Source organism: Aureivirga sp. CE67 (assembly GCF_015767245.1).
Classification (GTDB): domain Bacteria; phylum Bacteroidota; class Bacteroidia; order Flavobacteriales; family Flavobacteriaceae; genus Aureivirga.
Map to the genome: position 1 here is coordinate 33,134 of NZ_JADOTV010000007.1, position 17,941 is coordinate 51,074.

Annotated in this window: 15 protein-coding genes; 11 read left to right on the forward strand and 4 right to left on the reverse strand. The window is 28.7% G+C overall.

Annotation, left to right across the window (positions count from 1 at the left end):
• Nucleotides 1–18: 18 nt before the first annotated feature.
• Nucleotides 19–738: a LytR/AlgR family response regulator transcription factor gene (locus tag I0K12_RS10250; protein ID WP_196887693.1), complete on the reverse strand. Its 720-nt coding sequence runs from the start codon at nucleotides 736–738 to the stop codon at nucleotides 19–21.
• Nucleotides 731–1,582 carry a histidine kinase gene (locus I0K12_RS10255; protein WP_196887696.1) on the reverse strand — a complete coding sequence of 284 codons (852 nt, stop codon included), beginning with the start codon at nucleotides 1,580–1,582 and terminating at the stop codon, nucleotides 731–733. Before I0K12_RS10255 ends, I0K12_RS10250 begins: the two co-directional genes overlap by 8 nt.
• A gap of 137 nt (nucleotides 1,583–1,719) precedes the next feature.
• Between I0K12_RS10255 and I0K12_RS10260 the strand changes: the two genes are divergently transcribed.
• From I0K12_RS10260 to I0K12_RS10310, 11 genes are all read left to right on the forward strand, one after another.
• On the forward strand, nucleotides 1,720–2,553 hold the full coding sequence (locus I0K12_RS10260) for a helix-turn-helix domain-containing protein (RefSeq protein WP_196887698.1): 834 nt from the start codon (nucleotides 1,720–1,722) through the stop codon (nucleotides 2,551–2,553).
• Between the two features lie 418 nt (nucleotides 2,554–2,971).
• Nucleotides 2,972–3,334, forward strand: a complete 363-nt coding sequence (locus I0K12_RS10265; protein ID WP_196887700.1) for a cupredoxin domain-containing protein — start codon at nucleotides 2,972–2,974, stop codon at nucleotides 3,332–3,334.
• 241 nt (nucleotides 3,335–3,575) lie between these two features.
• The gene (locus I0K12_RS10270; protein ID WP_196887701.1) at nucleotides 3,576–4,691 is read left to right on the forward strand and encodes a hypothetical protein; all 1,116 of its coding nucleotides are present in this window, start codon (nucleotides 3,576–3,578) and stop codon (nucleotides 4,689–4,691) included.
• 190 nt (nucleotides 4,692–4,881) lie between these two features.
• Complete coding sequence (locus tag I0K12_RS10275; protein ID WP_196887703.1) at nucleotides 4,882–6,084, forward strand: exonuclease SbcCD subunit D C-terminal domain-containing protein; 1,203 nt, start codon at nucleotides 4,882–4,884, stop codon at nucleotides 6,082–6,084.
• A 75-nt stretch (nucleotides 6,085–6,159) separates the two neighbouring features.
• A complete protein-coding gene (locus I0K12_RS10280) occupies nucleotides 6,160–9,822 on the forward strand; it encodes an SbcC/MukB-like Walker B domain-containing protein (protein ID WP_196887706.1) in 3,663 nt (1,220 codons plus the stop codon).
• A 30-nt stretch (nucleotides 9,823–9,852) separates the two neighbouring features.
• Nucleotides 9,853–10,572 carry a hypothetical protein gene (locus tag I0K12_RS10285; RefSeq protein WP_196887708.1) on the forward strand — a complete coding sequence of 240 codons (720 nt, stop codon included), beginning with the start codon at nucleotides 9,853–9,855 and terminating at the stop codon, nucleotides 10,570–10,572.
• Between the two features lie 4 nt (nucleotides 10,573–10,576).
• Nucleotides 10,577–11,254 carry an SH3 domain-containing protein gene (locus I0K12_RS10290; RefSeq protein ID WP_196887710.1) on the forward strand — a complete coding sequence of 226 codons (678 nt, stop codon included), beginning with the start codon at nucleotides 10,577–10,579 and terminating at the stop codon, nucleotides 11,252–11,254.
• Nucleotides 11,255–11,340: 86 nt separating this feature from the next.
• On the forward strand, nucleotides 11,341–11,934 hold the full coding sequence (locus I0K12_RS10295) for a hypothetical protein (protein ID WP_196887712.1): 594 nt from the start codon (nucleotides 11,341–11,343) through the stop codon (nucleotides 11,932–11,934).
• Nucleotides 11,935–11,970: 36 nt separating this feature from the next.
• Nucleotides 11,971–12,618 (forward strand): GPP34 family phosphoprotein, encoded by a 648-nt coding sequence (locus tag I0K12_RS10300; protein WP_196887714.1) that lies wholly within the window; start codon nucleotides 11,971–11,973, stop codon nucleotides 12,616–12,618.
• Between the two features lie 278 nt (nucleotides 12,619–12,896).
• The gene (locus I0K12_RS10305) at nucleotides 12,897–14,996 is read left to right on the forward strand and encodes a type IA DNA topoisomerase (RefSeq protein WP_196887715.1); all 2,100 of its coding nucleotides are present in this window, start codon (nucleotides 12,897–12,899) and stop codon (nucleotides 14,994–14,996) included.
• Between the two features lie 4 nt (nucleotides 14,997–15,000).
• Nucleotides 15,001–15,477 (forward strand): tRNA (cytidine(34)-2'-O)-methyltransferase, encoded by a 477-nt coding sequence (locus tag I0K12_RS10310; protein ID WP_196887717.1) that lies wholly within the window; start codon nucleotides 15,001–15,003, stop codon nucleotides 15,475–15,477.
• 80 nt (nucleotides 15,478–15,557) lie between these two features.
• Here the strand turns inward: I0K12_RS10310 and I0K12_RS10315 are convergent, their stop codons facing one another.
• Entirely contained in the window at nucleotides 15,558–15,713 is a 156-nt protein-coding gene (locus I0K12_RS10315; protein WP_196887719.1) for a hypothetical protein, read from the reverse strand.
• 242 nt (nucleotides 15,714–15,955) lie between these two features.
• Nucleotides 15,956–17,734 carry an AMP-dependent synthetase/ligase gene (locus I0K12_RS10320; RefSeq protein ID WP_196887721.1) on the reverse strand — a complete coding sequence of 593 codons (1,779 nt, stop codon included), beginning with the start codon at nucleotides 17,732–17,734 and terminating at the stop codon, nucleotides 15,956–15,958.
• Between the last annotated feature and the right edge of the window lie 207 nt (nucleotides 17,735–17,941).

Sequence of the window (17,941 nt, forward strand, 5' to 3'; positions counted from 1 at the left end):
GTTTTTTTGTAATGAAAACTATTTAAAATCAGGGATTTTTTGAAAAAAGTTATCTCTATAAGAATCACCTAAATCTACAGGAATTTCTTTTTCATTAAAACAGAGAGCTATTTCATCTTTCTGAGTCATTTTTGAAGCATAATTACTATTGATAATACAACTTCTATTAACTTGCATAAAATAATCTGGTAATGAATCTAAAATTTTTTCTAGTTTTATATTTTTAGCAATTATTTTTCTTCCATCAGTTAGATGTATAGTTTTATCTCTTGGTTCTAGTTTATTTGTGTTAATATTTAAAATTTTATTTAATAGAATTTTCTCTTTATAGGCATCTTGAGTTTTTAGAATGATGAATTTTTTTTCATTATGTAATTCTTTAAGAGTTTTATTGATAACCTTTTTTAATTTAAAATCTTTAATAGGTTTAGAGATAAATCCAGTATGATTTAAATCATCAATTTCTTCTGTAATTTCTTTATTTATCTCACTTGACCCAGTTACAAAAATTATTTTTTTACCTCTTAATTCTTTAGCCACTTCAGTACCTTTTATAGGCATATCAATATCAAGAAATACGATTTTAGAATTTAAATCATCAACATTAGTTAAAAATTCATCTGGACAGGTATATGTTTTTTCAATTTTTAAAAGTTTTAATTTTTCGATTTTTTGTTTTAAGTTACCTAATGCAATTTTTTCATCATCAACTAAAACACATAATTCTTTATTATTCATGTAATTCTAATTTTAGTTCTGCGATATAACAATTTTTCTCAATTTTATTATGTAGTTCATATTTGTCAGGATATAATAATTTCAGTCGTTCTTCGAAATTATTTTTACCAACCCCTCCTTTTTCTTTGTTTGATTCTGATTTAATGGTATTTATTGCTACAAAAACAAATTCATTATCATTTAATATTTTTGTTTCAATTTGAATTTTAGCATCTTCAGAAGATAAATCTCCATGCTTAAAAATATTTTCAATAAAATTGGCTAAAATCAGAGGAGCAATTTTTAGATTTTCATTATACTCACTATCTAATAGTTCTTCGATAGTAGAAGTGATATCATAATTAATGTCAAGTCTAAGTTTATATAAATTAACATATTGATTCGCAAAATCTAATTCTTTTTCTAATAAAACATATTCATCATTAGAATCATATAGCATGTAATCAAATAATTTTGAAATACTTTTTACTGCAATCATTGTCTTATCAGCAAAATAATCAACGGTACTTAATGTGTTTTTAAAGGAATGAGAATCAACTGTTGATCTTAAATTTGTTAATTTTAAACGATTCAATTCGAATTGGAGGTTCTTTTTTCTTTCTTCGAGTTCTTTGTTTTCATCATTAAGAAATTTTAATCTTTTATCAAGACTATTTTTTTCTTCGATTAAATCTGTTTTTTCTTTTTCTAAAGAATTATTCGTTTTAGTAACTTCAAATAATCTTTTTTTAATTTTTCTATTTTTTCTTTTTAAATAAATAGAAATAATAACAAGAATTAAAATAAAGAAGACAATGAAAATTAAAATAGATAGAATAATAATTTCAGCATTTTGATCATTCATAATTTTTTGTTTTTGCGAAAATATTATTTTTTTTGTTAAAATATAAAAGAAAAACCATCTATTTGTGATGAAGTTTTAAGAGGTTTTCATGTCAGTTTTTGTCAAAAATTCCGACAAAATCCGAAACGGATTTTAGGATGGCGATTCAAGAAATAAAAACATACACTTACCAAGATAATTTTACATTACAAGTTGTGCAATTTGAAAAAGCTTGTGTGGTAGCAAAACCAACGCAGGTAGATGCATATTCGATTTATTGGATAAAAGAAGGAAAAGGAACGTATCATATTGATTTTGAAAGTTATTCTTTTGAAGGAGGAGTTTTGTTTTTTCTTTCCCCAGGACAGATTTTCAATGTAGAATCAGAAAAAATAAAAGAAGCATATCAGTTAACTTTTAATCCTGATTTTTATTGTATTCAAACACATGATGCCGAGATTGCTTGTAATGGAGTTTTGTTTAACAATATATATGAGTCTCCATTTGTAAAACCATGTGCGAAAGATGTTGTGAAATTAGATTTTATTTTAGAGAATTTAATAGAAGAATTTCAAGAATCGCATACTGCGAAATATGATATGCTTCAAGCATATTTGAAACAGTTTATTATTCTTTCCGTTCGAATCAAAAAAGAAAATCATATTTTAAAAGAAGATAATGAAACGAAACTTTTTAAAGATTTCAGTCTTTTAGTGGAACAAAATTTTAGAAAACTTCATAGTGTCACAGAATATGCAAATCGACTTGGACTTTCGCCAAAATCGATTACGAAACATTTTCAAAAAATAGGAACAGAAACTCCGAGTGATTATATAAAGAATAGAATCATCTTAGAAGCTAAACGACAACTTTTATATTCTGATTCCACCATCAAAGAAATTGCTTTCGATTTGGGATTTAATGATCCAGCTTATTTTTCAAGATTTTTTGCTAAAGCTGTTGGAAAATCTCCAGTACAGTTTAGAAAATAAAATTTAAGTCTTCTTGTTTAGGAAGACTTATTTTATTTAATAGCTATGCTTTAAAATAAAAAGTATAATTCCTCTCCTTTAAAAGGAGGGGGTAGGGGTGGTAATTATCCAATAAATCACCAAAAACTTCACAAGTCCAAACCTTAGGAACTTTTGTCCATTTTCTCACCTTCCAATCTGTCGCATCTTTGTAGTGTAAAACAAAAACAAGGAATTATGGAAAATACAAAGAGCAATAAAGAGTGTCCAAAATGCGGAACCACTCATGAAACAGGGAAAGAATGTCCAAATTGTTGGGGATACCAAGAATATGGAACAGGAACGGAAAAATAAAGAGAGTAGTTAATTTATATCACAATAATTCCTTCTTTTTCGGAAGAAGGTTTTTAATAAACAAATCAATCAATACAATTTTAAAATGAAGAATTTTTTAGCAATTTTAGTAATGGTTTTAGGTTTTACTTTTTCAGCACAAGCACAAAAAGTTAAAAAAGTAGCTTTAGAACAAACAAAAGGAGAGTTTACACAAAAGAGTTTAACACTTTCAGAAGGAACTTATGTTTTCGAAATCGAAAATGCAGGAGTAGGACATGATGTAGGTTTTGTTTTAGCACCAAAAGGTAAAACAGATGAAAAACATCATATTAAAAATGCTTACGTAACTTCTTTAGTGAAAAATAATAAAAAATCGAAGTCAAAAGAAGTAGTTTTGGCTAAAGGTGAATATGTTTATTTCTGTCCTCTAAATCCAACGCCACAATATACCCTGATTGTGAAATAGATTTTTTTTAAAACAGAGTCTTAAAGATTATTAATTATTGGAACCTCGCTTTTGCGAGGTTTTTTTGTTATTTGCAATATTGTCGAATTTAATTAAATTTGTGTCAACATAAGTTACTTCTTATCACTGAAGAAGAAATTGGAGAAGTAACGATTAATTTTTGTGAAAGCACATACTTCAGAACCTTTTTGGTTTTGGGGTATGTGCTTTTTTTTTTGGACAATATTTAAATGAAAACATTATGAAGAAACATGTTAATGGAATTTTGAAAGTGCTTGTTGCATTGTCAGTTATTGGTTGTAGTTCTGTGGTGAAAAATATAGAATCAACAAATGAAAAAGATTGTGAAAACAAAAAAGGATATTGGTATAAAGACAAATGTTGGGATTATACTTCAAAGTCAATTCCTGTGACTTATATTGATACATATGTAGCTAAAAGTCTTAAGGAGATTAAAGATTTATCCTTAAAATTTAATGGAAAAGAAATTCCGTTTGATAATCAAGAAGCAATTTTTGCAGAAGGAGAAACTGTTTTGATTTTTTCGTCCTTTAAAAATAAAGGAAAAGAAGAAATGTTGGTTTCTACTTTAAATTTTAACTCAATAGGGAAATCAAGTTTTAAAGTTCCTGTAAAATATTATGACCAAAATATTTTGCCATTATTAGAGCAAGAAAAATCTACAGAAGAAATACTATCTCATGTAATTGCTGAAGGAACTCTGAAAGGATCTACAAAAGAAGTAAATGGAAAAGCAAAAATAGATTTATCAGGAACTTTAGATGGTGGAAATATTTCGTATGATTTTTCTTATTCATTTTTAGAAGATTTAATTTCTATGGGAACTACAACTTTTGAGGTAAAAGGAGATGAAGCATATTTAAATGGAGAGCTTGGTTTGAAAACATATACTCAAATGAAAAATTTGGTAAAAGATCATCCAGAAGTAAAAACGATCGTTTTAGGAATTGTTCCAGGTTCTGTAAATGATTTAATCAATGTGCATACAGGAAGAATTTTAAGAGAAAATAAATTAAATACAAAAGCGCTTAAAAATAGTTTTATCGCCTCTGGTGGTGTGGATTTATTTCTTGCAGGAGTAAACAGAACTGTAGAAAAAGGTGCGCAAATAGGAGTGCATTCTTGGTGTTGTTATGAAGATAAAACAGCAAGAGAATTGCCTAAAGATTTTCCAGCTCATGAAAGCTTAATTGATTATTCAAATTATTGTCTTGGAAAAGAATATGGAGAGAAATTTTATTTCTACACATTAGAAGCTGCACCATTTGATAATGTGCATTTCATGACAGAAAAAGAATTAAAAGAGTATCATGTAGCAACAAAAATTATCGACTAATATTTTAGTTCATTTTTTAGTTTAACCTTCTTCAATTTTTTGGAGGAGGTTTTTTTATTTTCAAAGAATGTGGAAAGTCGTAATTATTTTCCATTTTAATAAAATAGTTTTGTAAAATTAATCAAAAGTCTTTTATCGTTTTTCTTAAAAAGAGGCTATATTAGATTACTTTTTTATAAAAACTAAAAACATGAAATTATTACACACTTCTGATTGGCATTTGGGGCACCGTTTGCACGAGCAATCGCAATTTGAAGAGCAAAAACTATTTTTAGATTGGTTGTTGAAAGAAATTGAGCAACAAGAAATAGATGTTTTATTGGTAGCAGGAGATATTTATGATACTGGAGTTCCTGCAACGCAAAGTCAGAAGTTTTATTATGATTTTTTGATTTCATTACGAAATACAAAGTGCAAAGAAGTTTTTATTATTGGAGGAAATCACGATGCGCCAGGAACACTAAATGCGCCAAAAGCTTTGTTGGAAGCATTGCAAATTCATGTGGTTGGAAAGGCAGATGAAGAAGTAGAAAATGAAGTTTTTATGGTTGAAAAAGATGCTGAAAAAGTAATTATTGCAGCAGTTCCATATTTGCGAGATCAAGATATTCGAAAAGCAGTTGCTGGAGAAACTTTTGATCAGATTGGAGATCGATATAAAAAAGCTTTGACAAATCATTATCAAAAAGTTGCCGATTATTGTGATTCTATTAATAAAGAAAATGTTCCTGTGATTGCAATGGGACATTTATTTGCGATTGGTGGAACAACTTCTGAAAGTGAGCAAAGTATTTATATTGGGAATCTTGGTGATATTGGTTCTGGTGATTTTTCTAAAACTTTTGATTATATCGCTTTAGGACATTTACATAAACCACAAAAAATTGATAAAAATGAATTTATTCGTTATTCTGGTTCGCCAAATGTTTTGAGTTTTAGTGAAGTTGGTTATGATAAAAAAGTATATGTTTTAGAGACGAATGAAAATGAAATTCAAAAAGTAGAAGATATTACAATTCCACAATTTCGAAAAGTAGTGAAAGTAAAAGGAGATGCTTTAGAATGTATTTCAAAATTGCAAAACTTGACTACAAATGAATTTGGTTTGAATCCTTGGGCTGAGGTTGTTTTAAAAGATAAAGAGCACACGAAGTTCAGTGAAATTCAAAAAGAAATTAAAGATTTTCCTGTAGAAGTTTTAAAAGTGAGTTATGAAAAAGAGCAAAATCAAGCAGGAATTGAGCAATTGATAGAAAGTTCAAAACATGTGAAAGATTTGTCTCCAATGGAAGTTTTTAAACTAAAATGTCAAGAACAGCAATTTGATTTGAAAAATAATCAAGAAGTTTTAGATGCTTTTAGCGAAGCTTTGAGTATTGCTCGTGGTGAGTAATTCAATTTTAACCCAAACTGTTTAATAAATTATTTCTCTAGCCTTTTTTAAAAAGGAAACAATAAATACCAAAAAATGAAAATCCTAAAAATTACGCTTCAAAATATAAATTCATTAAAATCTGAAAAACCGATAGAAATTGATTTTACAAAGGATCCATTTTTAGATACAGGGTTGTTTGCAATTACAGGTTCTACAGGAGCTGGGAAGACGACAATTTTAGATGCAATAACCATTGCAATGTATCATCAAGTTGCTCGTTTTCGTGGAAATTCTTCGATAAATCGTTTGGAACCTGTGGTGAGTTATGGTGCAACAGAAGCTTCTTCTATGGTGCTTTTTGAGTGTAAAAATGTGATTTATGAAGCTTTTTGGGGAATTCGTTTGGCTTCGAGTAATGGGAAACTTTTGGCAAGTCCGAAAGAGCAAGTTCGATTGAAAAATGTAACGACAGAGAAAATTATTGCAGAAAAGAAAACAGAATTTAAAAGAGAAATTGAAGAAATTACACAGTTGAATTTTGATCAGTTTTTACGTTCTGTTTTATTAGCACAAGGTGAATTTGCTGCATTTTTGTCTGCGAAAAAAAATGATAAAGCTGCTTTGTTAGAACAAATTGCAGGTGAGGAAATTTATAAACGAATTGGAGAAGCGATTAATTCTAAGTTGTATTCAGAAAGGAAGAAGTTGGAAACTTTGCAAGCGAAAATAAATAGTGATGATTTACTTTCGGAAGAGCAGCGAAATGAATTGAATTTAGAAGAAAAAGAAATTACAGTTCAGGAAGAAGTTTTACAGAAAGAATTGGAGCAAGTTGGGATTTATTTGAATTGGTTTGAAAAACAAAAATCTTTACAGAAAAAAGCTGCCGAAATTGCATTTGAAAAAGAAAATTTAAACAAAGAAAAAGAAACAAATCATACTATTTTAGATTTGTTGCAAAAAGATATTCTAGCAAATCCGTTTAAGGAAAGTTTAGAGAAAATTGGACGAAATAAAAAAGAATTTGAAGAAAGAAATACAAAATTTCGTTTGTTACTTCCGAGTTTAGAAATGCTTCAAAAAGAAGTTTCAAATTTAAAAATAGAAAAAGAAAAAACGGCTGAATTTGTTTTAAAACAAGAAGAAAAAAATAAAGAATGGCAACCAAAAATGGAGAAGGTTTTTTCTTTGGATCAAGAAATTGAAACTGGTAAAAAACAGGTTTTAGAGAAAAAAGATAAAATCGAAAAATTGCAAGAAGAATATGCTAAACACAAAGAATATTTAGAAAAACTTTCGAAGGAAATTCAGTTGAATCAAGAAAAGGAAAAAGATTTAAACGAATATATTTCGAAGTATAAATATTTGGAGGAAGTTCAGGAATTATGGAAAGATTGGAATGCGAAATTGATTTTAAGAACGACAAAGTTTGAAGAGTTTTTAGCAACAAAACTGAGCTATACTTCTAAGCAAAAAGAAATTCAAGATTTACAAGAAAAAGAAAAAACAAAACAAGAATTTCTAGAGAAAATCATCAAAGAAAAAGATGTTTTGGAGAAAGAAGTTTCGGAGTTATTGGCTTTGTTGGAAGAAAATAATTTGAAACTATTAAGAAGTCAAAAAGAAGAAAAACAAAAGCAAATAAATATCTGGGGAGAATTGCGAGTTTTCTCGGATAGATTTGTGGATTTACATCATAAAAAAACACATTTAGCAAAGGATAAAAAGAATTTAGAACCAGAAATTTTAAAATTAAAAGAAGAAAATATACGATTGGAAAAAGAGTTTTTTCAAGCAAAAAAATCTTATGAAGATCAGGAGAAAATCTTTTTATTGGAGCAAAAAATCAAAAGTTTTGAAGAAGAAAGAAAAAAACTAAAAGTTGGAGAAGCTTGTGGTTTGTGCGGTTCTTTGGAGCATCCTTTTGTAGAAAAATATGAAAATGTGCAACTTTCAGAAACAGAGAAAGAATTGCAACATCGAAAAGTGACTTTTGAAGCTTTGCAAAAAGAAAAAGAACAAAATTCTTTGCTTTTGGCTAAAAAAGAAGAGTCGCTGAAAAGTATTTTGGAGCAATTACATGTTGTGGTGAAAGAAATGGAAGGAATAATCCAAGAATCTTCAAAATTGAATTTGGAATTTTCGGTTTCAGAACATCAGAAAATTGTGAAAGAAGTAGAAAAGCGAACGGATGAGTTGGCAGATTTACAAAAGCAAATTTTGGAGTTGGAGCGATTAGAAATTTCGAAAGAAAAGAAACAAAAAGATTTTTCAGATATAAAAGAAGAATTTTCTCAAATTGATAAGGAAATTGAGAGTTTGAAAGCGCAAAAAGAAAGCGTGAATAAAAATATTCAAGAGATTTTTACGAGAAAAGAAAGACAAGAACATGAAATTCATGAAATGAATACAGACTTGCAAATTGCTTTTTCAGAATATGAGTGGAAAGTTCCAGAAATTGAGGATGCGAGTAGATTTATTGCAGAAAAAGAATCGCTTTTGAAAGAATATAGAAACACGAGTGAAGATCTTTTTAAAGTGAAAAATTTGTTGGTGAGTTTACAAAAAGAGTTTTCGTTGTTGGAAGAAAATGAGAAAAAATATACTTCTGATCAAAAGGAAAAAACGAAAGAAATTGAAGTTTTAAAACAGAAATTTGGAAAAATTAAAGAAGAAAGAATTTCGATTTTACCTTTGAATGAAACTACAGAAGTTAAGCGAAAAGAATTAGAAAATGTTTTGGAAGATTTGAAAAATTTGAAAAAACAAGCAGAAGAAAAGTTACAATCGCAAGAGAAAAATTTTCACCAAAAAACAAAAGAAAAAGAATTATTGACTTCGGAAATTGAGAATTTAAAATCTGAAATTGAAAAAGAAAATAATCAGCTTTTAAACCAAATTGAAGAAAGTGAATTTTCTAGTCTAGAAAGTTTAGAAAGAGCTGTTTTGTCCAAAGAAAAAAGAGCAGAATTTGAAAATTTACAGAAGAAACTTCGAGAAAAAGAAGTGGAAATTCAAACTTTGGAAAAAGAGCAGAAAAATACTTTGGAAGTTTTAGAAAAAGAAAAGAATTTTGAAAAAACAGAAGAAGAATTTCAGAAAGAATTGAGCGAAAATCAGAAGAAACTAAAAGAAATTCATACAAAACGAGGAGAAATAAAACAGAAATTTGAAAAACATAAAGAAGTAAAGCTTCGAAATAAAAATACCTATGATCTGATTGAATCGCAAGAAAAAGAAATGCGAAAATGGCAGAGATTGATTGATTTGCTTGGAGGTTCGAAAGATGCTTTTAATACTTATGTGCAACGATTGACTTTGCAGAATTTAATTCGGTTGGCAAATGTGCATTTAGCGAAATTGAATCCGAGATATTCTCTGAAAATGCCAGGAAAATATGGAAAAGGAGAGGAGTTGAGTTTTCAATTAATCGATCATTATCAAACAGATGAAATGCGTTTGGTGGATACTTCAAGTGGAGGAGAAAAATTCTTGATCAGTTTAGCTTTGGCTCTTGGTTTATCAGATTTGTCGAGTAAAAATGTGACAATTGGGTCGCTTTTCATCGATGAAGGATTTGGAACTTTGGATAACAATACTTTAGAAACTGTTTTGGCTACTTTAGAAACGCTGCAAGCACAAGGGAAAATGATTGGAGTGATTTCGCATGTAGAAAGTTTGAAAGAGAGAATTCCTACACAAATTCAGGTGCAAAAGAAAAGTAATGGTGTGAGTGAAGTTTCGGTTGTTGGTTAAGAAATCAAATATAAATTTTAATAAATAGGTATGAAAAAGATAATTTTAATGTTAGTCTTAATGTGTTCATTTACGGGGGTTAGTCAAATTAATTCTATGGATTATTTTTCAAATCTTGAAAATGTAAATCAAATTCAAATAGATTCTTTAGTGAAAGAAGGAATCTGTTATAATAAATATATACCGTCTAGAGTTAAAAGGAAGGTTGATTTTGGTTTTGAAGAATGGAGTTTTCGATTGTATAGTAAATTAGCTTTATATGATTATCAAGATATTATTTTATTTTCGAAAGATGGTGAAATTGTACTTGGATTATTAGGTGAGATTGATATAGATAATAAAGATAATTGTGAATATAAGGTTTTTAAAAAAGAAGCTAAACTTTTACATGAGTATATAAATAAACATAATGAATTTTATAGTGTAAGTTTGACAGAAAAAAACTTTTTAAAAGATATAACGAGAAGAATAACTATTGGAGGTAAATACACTTATGAAAAAGAAACGGAAGAAATGTTTGATTATGTTGAAACAAAAAATAGAGGAGCTTTACACAAAATGATGACTTCTTTTTCTTTTGAATTACAAACGTTAGGAGCTATTGGTATAATGGAAATAGGAGATTTAACTAAAAAAGAACAAAAACTAATTGAATATATTAGTAATCGAGAAAGTAAAATGAATAACTTGGAGGGTTGCATATTGGAACAGTTAACATTTAAAGAAATATATTCTATTTTGAAAAAATAATCAAATGAAAACAAAACTACTTTTACTATTATTAATGACTTTTTCTATTTCGTCTTTTAGTCAAATCATAAAAGATGATTCTTATTTGGATACAGATTTTGTGAAGTTCAAAACTTCTTTGATGCAAAGTGTTATTAGTAAAGACGAGGCAGGGTTTGCTAAACATTTAGCATCGAAAGTTTTAATAATGAAGGATGTTTGCGATTCTCCAAAATGCTCAAAGGATGCCGTAATTCAATATTTTTTTAGTGATGATAATAATCCTCAGAGTTCTTGGAAGAGTTTTTTTAATACATTTCGTTTCGGTTTTATGAGAGTTGAAGAAAATCCAAAAGAGTTTGCGTTTTTTGCTCCAAGTTTTAAATATAATCTTGAATCTGAAAGTAAATTGTTGATTCTTGGTGAAAATGTAAATATTAGAAAGAAACCAAGTTTAAATGCAAAGATTATAAAAAAAGCTTCCTATGAAGAGTTTGAATATAATGATGATTCTAATACCTTTTCAGAGAGCAATATAAATGTAAATGATGGTTATTTATGGCTTGAAGTTTTTCTAAAAAATGGAGAAAAAGGATATGTAGTTGCTAAACTAACATCATATTATTATGATACACAAATTAAAGTCGAGAAAATAAATGGTCAATGGAAAATTACTGAAATTATAGAGCCAATTGGTTGTTAATTGGAAATCTTTAATTTTTAAATAAATACGAATTATTGTGATTATTTAATATTTAAAATGTTAATTTTGCTTTAAAAAGCGAAAAAATGTTATTGAATAATTTAGATTTCAACACGAATGAGTTGTTGGGAATACAGATTGGAAAAAGTTTAAAAAAGCAAGAGTTAAGATTAATAGAAAGAAAACACAGATTAAGAGTTGTTCCTGAAAAATTATTTTTTGATTATTATTATTTAATTTTTGAAGAGAAAAAAAATGAAGAATTACTGCAAGATACTTCAAAATGGAATATACTTACCAAGCAACAAAGAGCAGTCTTACTTTTAGGTTTCTTTTATCAAAAAATAAAGGATTTTGATATTTGGTATTTTTGTTGCCATTTCCCAAATTTATTAGATGCACTTGAAAAAGCAATTCAATTTGTACAAACGATCAGTTTTTCATTTTGTAGCGTTCGAGAAGATTTTATAAAAAAGACTGATAAATGTCGAACAAAAGAAGATTTTCGAAATCTATATGATATTGATTTTCATGATAGAGAAATGAAGGTGTATCATAAATTTAATTCCAATTTTCAAAAGTCTAGTTACCGAAATTTCTTCATTCAAGATTTGAATAAATTCTTAAAAGAAAACTTACATAAAATAGCTAAAATTGAAGAAAGAATTCCTATATTGTAAGGACTGAAAAGAAGTTTGATTTAAATTGAAAATACTATGGAATTAGGAATTAAAGAGAAGTTTCTTTTGATGAGATTGCGAACACAAAAGAAGAATTATGTAAATACTTTTAAAGTTTTAGAAAGATCTTTATTACTTTTTGATGTTTTAGAAATGTTTCAAGACAATGAGCTTTTGATGGAAAGAAAGAAATTATCCGCTGGAAAATTTTCTTCTGATAATGCTAGAAAAAAAGTCTTCTATGAAATGGTGAAATTTTCTACAAGAAAAAGAAGTTTCAATAACTGGATGCAGCGTTTTTATTTAAAGAAAAATAAATACATAGATGAAAGCTTAAGAAGATTGGAAGCTCAAAGTATCATTAAAATAGAAAACGGAAAATTTCTTGGTGTTTTCCCTGTAAAAACCATTGTTTTATTAAAACCTAAAGTGAAAATCGATCTAGCAAATCAACTTGAAAAAGCAATTCAACAAGGACATTATCAAGATAAAAAACAAACTTTATTGTTAAGGCAATTGGATAATAATTATTTCTACTATTATGCATTTGAAAATAAAACTTGGAAAGAACGTTCTGAGCTTAAAAAACAAAACAAAAAACAATTGAAAGCGATTACGATGAATTCACACGAGAAAATTGTGAATAATTATGCTTTGCATTTGGCTTATAATGGTTATGCTTAAAATCATTTTTAAAAATGAACTCATTTAAACTTTTTAACTCAAAATTCGTTTCAAGCATGTTCATCACTGGCTTGTGAAAAATTTTAACCATAGCTAAGGCTATGCTGAAATTTTTTCTCTTCACCATTAATAAACATCAGATAAAACTCCTTGTTTTGGCAAAAAAGTTTAAACGAATTCAATAAAATAATAGCATCAAACTAGAATATTTTTAGAGTTTTCTTGAATAAAAAACAGCGAATTCCTACTTTTGCATTCACTAAAAAAGAAAGGAATTTATGAAAGTATGTATTGCCGAGAAACCAAGTGTAGCAAAAGAAATAGCAACCATTTTGGGTGCTAATACTAGAAGAGATGGATATTTTGAAGGAAACGGATATTGCGTAACTTGGACGTTCGGGCATTTATGTACTTTGTTTATGCCAGATAATTACAAGCCTCACTGGAAGTTTTGGAATTTGAATACTTTGCCAATGTTACCAGAGAAGTTTGAAATTAAAGTGATTGAAGATTCTGGTGTAGAAAAGCAATTTCAAATTGTAAAGAGTTTATTTCAGAAAGCAGAAGTTGTTATAAACTGTGGCGATGCTGGGCAAGAAGGAGAATTGATTCAGCGTTGGGTGATAAAGCATGCGGATTATCATGGGAAAGTGCAAAGACTTTGGATTTCTTCGCTAACACCTGAAGCAATTAAAGAAGGTTTTCAAAACTTGAAAGATGCGGAGGAATATGATAATTTGTATTATGCAGGAATGTCAAGGGCAATTGGAGATTGGCTTCTTGGAATGAATGCAACACGTTTGTATACATTGATTTATGGGCGTGATAAAAAAGTGCTTTCAGTAGGTCGTGTACAAACTCCAACTTTGGCGATGTTGGTAGAACGATTTAAAGAGATTCAAAATTTTGTGCCAAAACCTTATTGGGAATTACAAACTACTTATAGAAATACAATTTTCAATTGCGAAGAAGGAAAGTTTGAAAAGAAAGAAGAAGGAGAGAAGTTTTTAGAAAAAGTAAAAGATGCTCCTTTTGAAGTGACTTCTGTAACAAAGAAAAAAGGAAAAGAACATCCACAAAAACTTTTTGATTTAACAGGTTTACAGGTTTATTGTAACACAAAGTTTGGTTTTTCAGCGGATAAAACGTTGAAAATAGCTCAGAAACTTTATGAGCAGAAATTGATTACCTATCCAAGAGTTGATACTACATTTCTTCCAAATGATATTTATCCAAAATCTTCAGGGATTTTGAGTAAACTTTCTAAATATGCGAATTTTACTGAAAAAGTTTTAGGAACAAAACTTCGAAAATCTACCAAGGTTTTTAATGATAAAAAAGTTACAGATCACCACGCGATAATTCCTACAGGTTTTGAAATGGAACTTGGTTGGGATGAGCAAAGAGTTTATGATATAGTAACAAGAAGATTTATAGCTGTTTTTTATCCAGATTGTATTTTTTCTACGACAACAGTTTTAGGGAAAGTAACTTCAGTTTCGTTTAAAACTACTGGAAAAGAGATTTTAGAAAAAGGTTGGAGAGAAGTGATTTTTCTACCTAAAAAAGAAACAGAAGAAAATAAAGATTCGAAGAAAAAAACAGAAGAGGTAATCATGCCTACTTTTGAAAAAGGAGAATCAGGACCACATAAACCAGATTTTGTAGAAAAGAAAACAACAGCTCCAAAAAATTATACGGAAGCTACTCTTTTAAGGGCGATGGAAACAGCTGGAAAAAAGGTTGAAGATGAGGAATTGAAAGAGTTGATGAAAGCAAATGGAATTGGAAGACCTTCTACAAGAGCCAATATCATTGAAACACTTTTTAAAAGAAATTACATTACTAGAAATAAAAAGAATATTCTTCCTACTTCAATGGGGGTTCAATTGATTGATACTATTGAAAATCAGTTATTGAAATCTGCTGAATTAACTGGGCAATGGGAGAAAAAATTGAAGGAAATCGAACAAGGGGATCATAATGCTTCTGTTTTTATTCGTAACATGAAAGGAATGGTTTCTAATTTGGTAGACGAAGTGAGGATTTTACAATCAAAATCAAAGGGAATCACAGAGCAGCCAATTTTACAAAAACCAAAACCGAAAAAAGAAGAAAAACCAGAAATTTGTCCGAAATGTAAAAAAGGAAAAGTATTAAAAGGAAAAGAAAACTACGGCTGTAGTGAATGGAAAAATGGATGTGATTTCCGTGTGCCTTTTGTGTTTTTTGGAAAAAAGATTTCTGATACACAGTTTAAAAAACTTTTAAAAACAGGAAAAACTCAAGTTTTAAAAGGCTTTGTATTAAATGATGAAAAGTTTGACGGAATAGTCACTTTAGATGAAAATGGATTATTGAATATAGAAAAAGCTTAAGAAGATGGAGCAGAATAAAATTAATTTTAATATAGTTTTAGTTGAACCAGAAATTCCAAATAATACTGGAAATATTGGAAGGCTATGTGTTGGAAGTAAAAGTAAATTACATTTGGTTAAACCACTTGGATTTGAAATTACAGACAAAAGAGTAAAAAGAGCAGGTTTAGATTATTGGGGAGAGTTAGAACTACAATACCATGAAAATTTTGAAGCTTTTTTAAATCAAGTAGAAAATAGAGAAAGAATGTTTTTCTTTTCATCAAAAGGGGCTAAAACTTATTATGAAATAGATTTTAAACCTGGAGACTGGTTAATTTTTGGAAAAGAGTCTGTGGGGCTTGGAAAAGAGATTTTAGAGAGATTTGAATCGCAAACAACTACAATACCATTTCCTGGTAAAGTTCGCAGTTTTAATATTTCAAATGCTGTTGCGATGGCATTAGGAGAGGGGTTACGTCAGTTAAAAATAAGTATGTAAGGACTTCAAAAAAAAATAAATCTTACCTAAAGTGGGGGAAAATATTTTTAGGTAAAATTTCAGGGATTGATTCTTAGATTCTAATATCCAGTAATTGGTTCGTTTCTAACAATTCTTCCGATGTACACAATACTAATATTGTATTTCTGTGCTAATTGTTTGTAATTTAAAGAACTTCTTTTGATTTCGCTTTTTTCGTTTTCGGTAATCGTTTCATGGTTTCTTTGGTTGCTCATAATTTTTCTTTTTTTTAGTTGCTTACTTACTTAAAGTTATGAAAAATATTTTTTTCTGACACATCAAATATATGTTATTTTGCATTTATTTAATGTTTATAATAATAGTTTGTAGTCAAAATACCGGAAACTAGTGATAATTGTTCGTGGTAAATAATTAGAAAAATTTGTGTAATAAATAACAAAAAAACTCGATACTTAAAAGTACCGAGTTTTCTATAAAAAATCGTGAATTTACGATATTATTTGTCGTATAATTTATTGTATAAATTCTTAAAATGATCAAGAATTACATTACGTTTTGGTTTTAAAGTTGGAGTAAGTAATCCATTATCAATAGTCCAAACTGTAGGTGTCAATTCAATTTTCTTGATTTGTTCCCATTTTCCGAACTGATGATTCCTTTCATCGATTTCTTGGAAAATTCTTTCTTTTACTTTTGGATTATTAGCCATCTCTTCAAATGAACTTCCAACATCAAGGTCATGTCTACGAGCCCATTCTAAAACAAACTCAAAATTTGGCTGAACAATAGCTGCTGGCATTTTTTCACCTTCACCAACTACAAGAATTTGCTCGATAAAACGAGATTGTTTCATTTCATTTTCTAATAGGGCAGGAGATACATATTTTCCTCCCGAAGTTTTAAAGATTTCTTTTTTACGACCTGTAATTTTCAAGAATCCTTCTGAGTCAATTTCTCCTTTATCTCCAGTATGGAAATATCCATCTTTTAATACTTCTGCAGTTTTTTTAGGATCTTTATTATATCCAAGCATTACATTTGGACCTTTTACTAAAATCTCACCATCATCTGCAATTTTTACTTCAACATTTCTAATAGGTTTTCCTACAGTTCCGATTTTAAACATTCGATCTTTCATCATGTTTACAGCGATTACAGGAGAAGTTTCTGTTAATCCATAACCTTCCATAACTGAAAGTCCAGCAGCTGTAAAAATTCTTGCTAATCTTGGTTGAAGTGGAGCACTTCCTGAAACCATTGCGCTAATTTCACCTCCTAAAGCTTCTCGCCATTTTGAGAAAATAAGCTTATTCGCTATTTTTAATTTGTATTCATATAAAGCACCGTTTTCTTGATATGGTACCCATTTTTCTGCTACAGAAACAGCCCAAAAGAAAATTTGTCTTTTAGGAAATGGTAATTCTGCTCCTTTTGCTGTAATTGCATCGAAGATTTTTTCTAATAATCTCGGAACAACACTCATAAAGTGAGGTTTTATTTCTTTAGCATTATCTGCTATTTTATCAATAGCTTCTGCAAAATAAATAGTTGCTCCTTCGTATTGATATAGATAATGCAGCATTCTTTCAAAAATATGACAAACGGGTAAGAAACTAAGAACACGAGTTTCTCCTTCCACAAAAGGAAGTCTTGGATGGCTATCTAAAACGTTGCTAACAATATTTTTATGAGAAAGCATTACTCCTTTTGGAGTTCCAGTAGTTCCTGAAGTATAGATGATTGTTGCCAAATCATCTGCATTTACATTATCTTTTCTTTTTTCAACATCTGGTTGTAGATCTTCGTTTTGAATTCCTAATTCAATAAGTTCTGTCCAGTTTTTACAATCTTCAATCTCTTCAAAAGAATAAATACCTTCTAATGTTGGTACATTATCCTTAATTTCATTTACTTTTTCTAATAAATCATTGTCCGATAAAAAACAATATTTTACTTCTGCATGATTGAAAATGTATTCAAAATCGTGGTGAGAAATGGTAGGATAGATTGGGACATTTTGTGCTCCAGTTTGTAAAATTCCAATATCGACAATATTCCATTCTGTTCTATTTGTCGAAGATATTACAGCAATTTTATCATTTGGTTGTACTCCTAATTTAATTAAAGCTCTACTAATAGCATTCGCTTGATATATATATTCTTCCGTAGAAGTAGCACTCCATACATGATTTCTTTTCATTACCAGGGACTTAGAAAGGTTGTGCTTTTTAAGTTGGTGATATGGGAAATCAAAAATCCTAGTTATTTCATTCATGATCTATTCTGTTTTCAGACAAATGCAAAATAGAAAAATATAAATCATAAAACAAATAGAGGATTTTAAATTCTGATTTTTTTTTAAAATAAAATTAATTTTTGTGAAAGATTTTTATTATTCGTAAATTAAATCTGTATAAATCGATAAAGTAATTTTATTTACTCTTAAATTGAAGCGAATTCTAAATTTAGAATTCGCTTCATT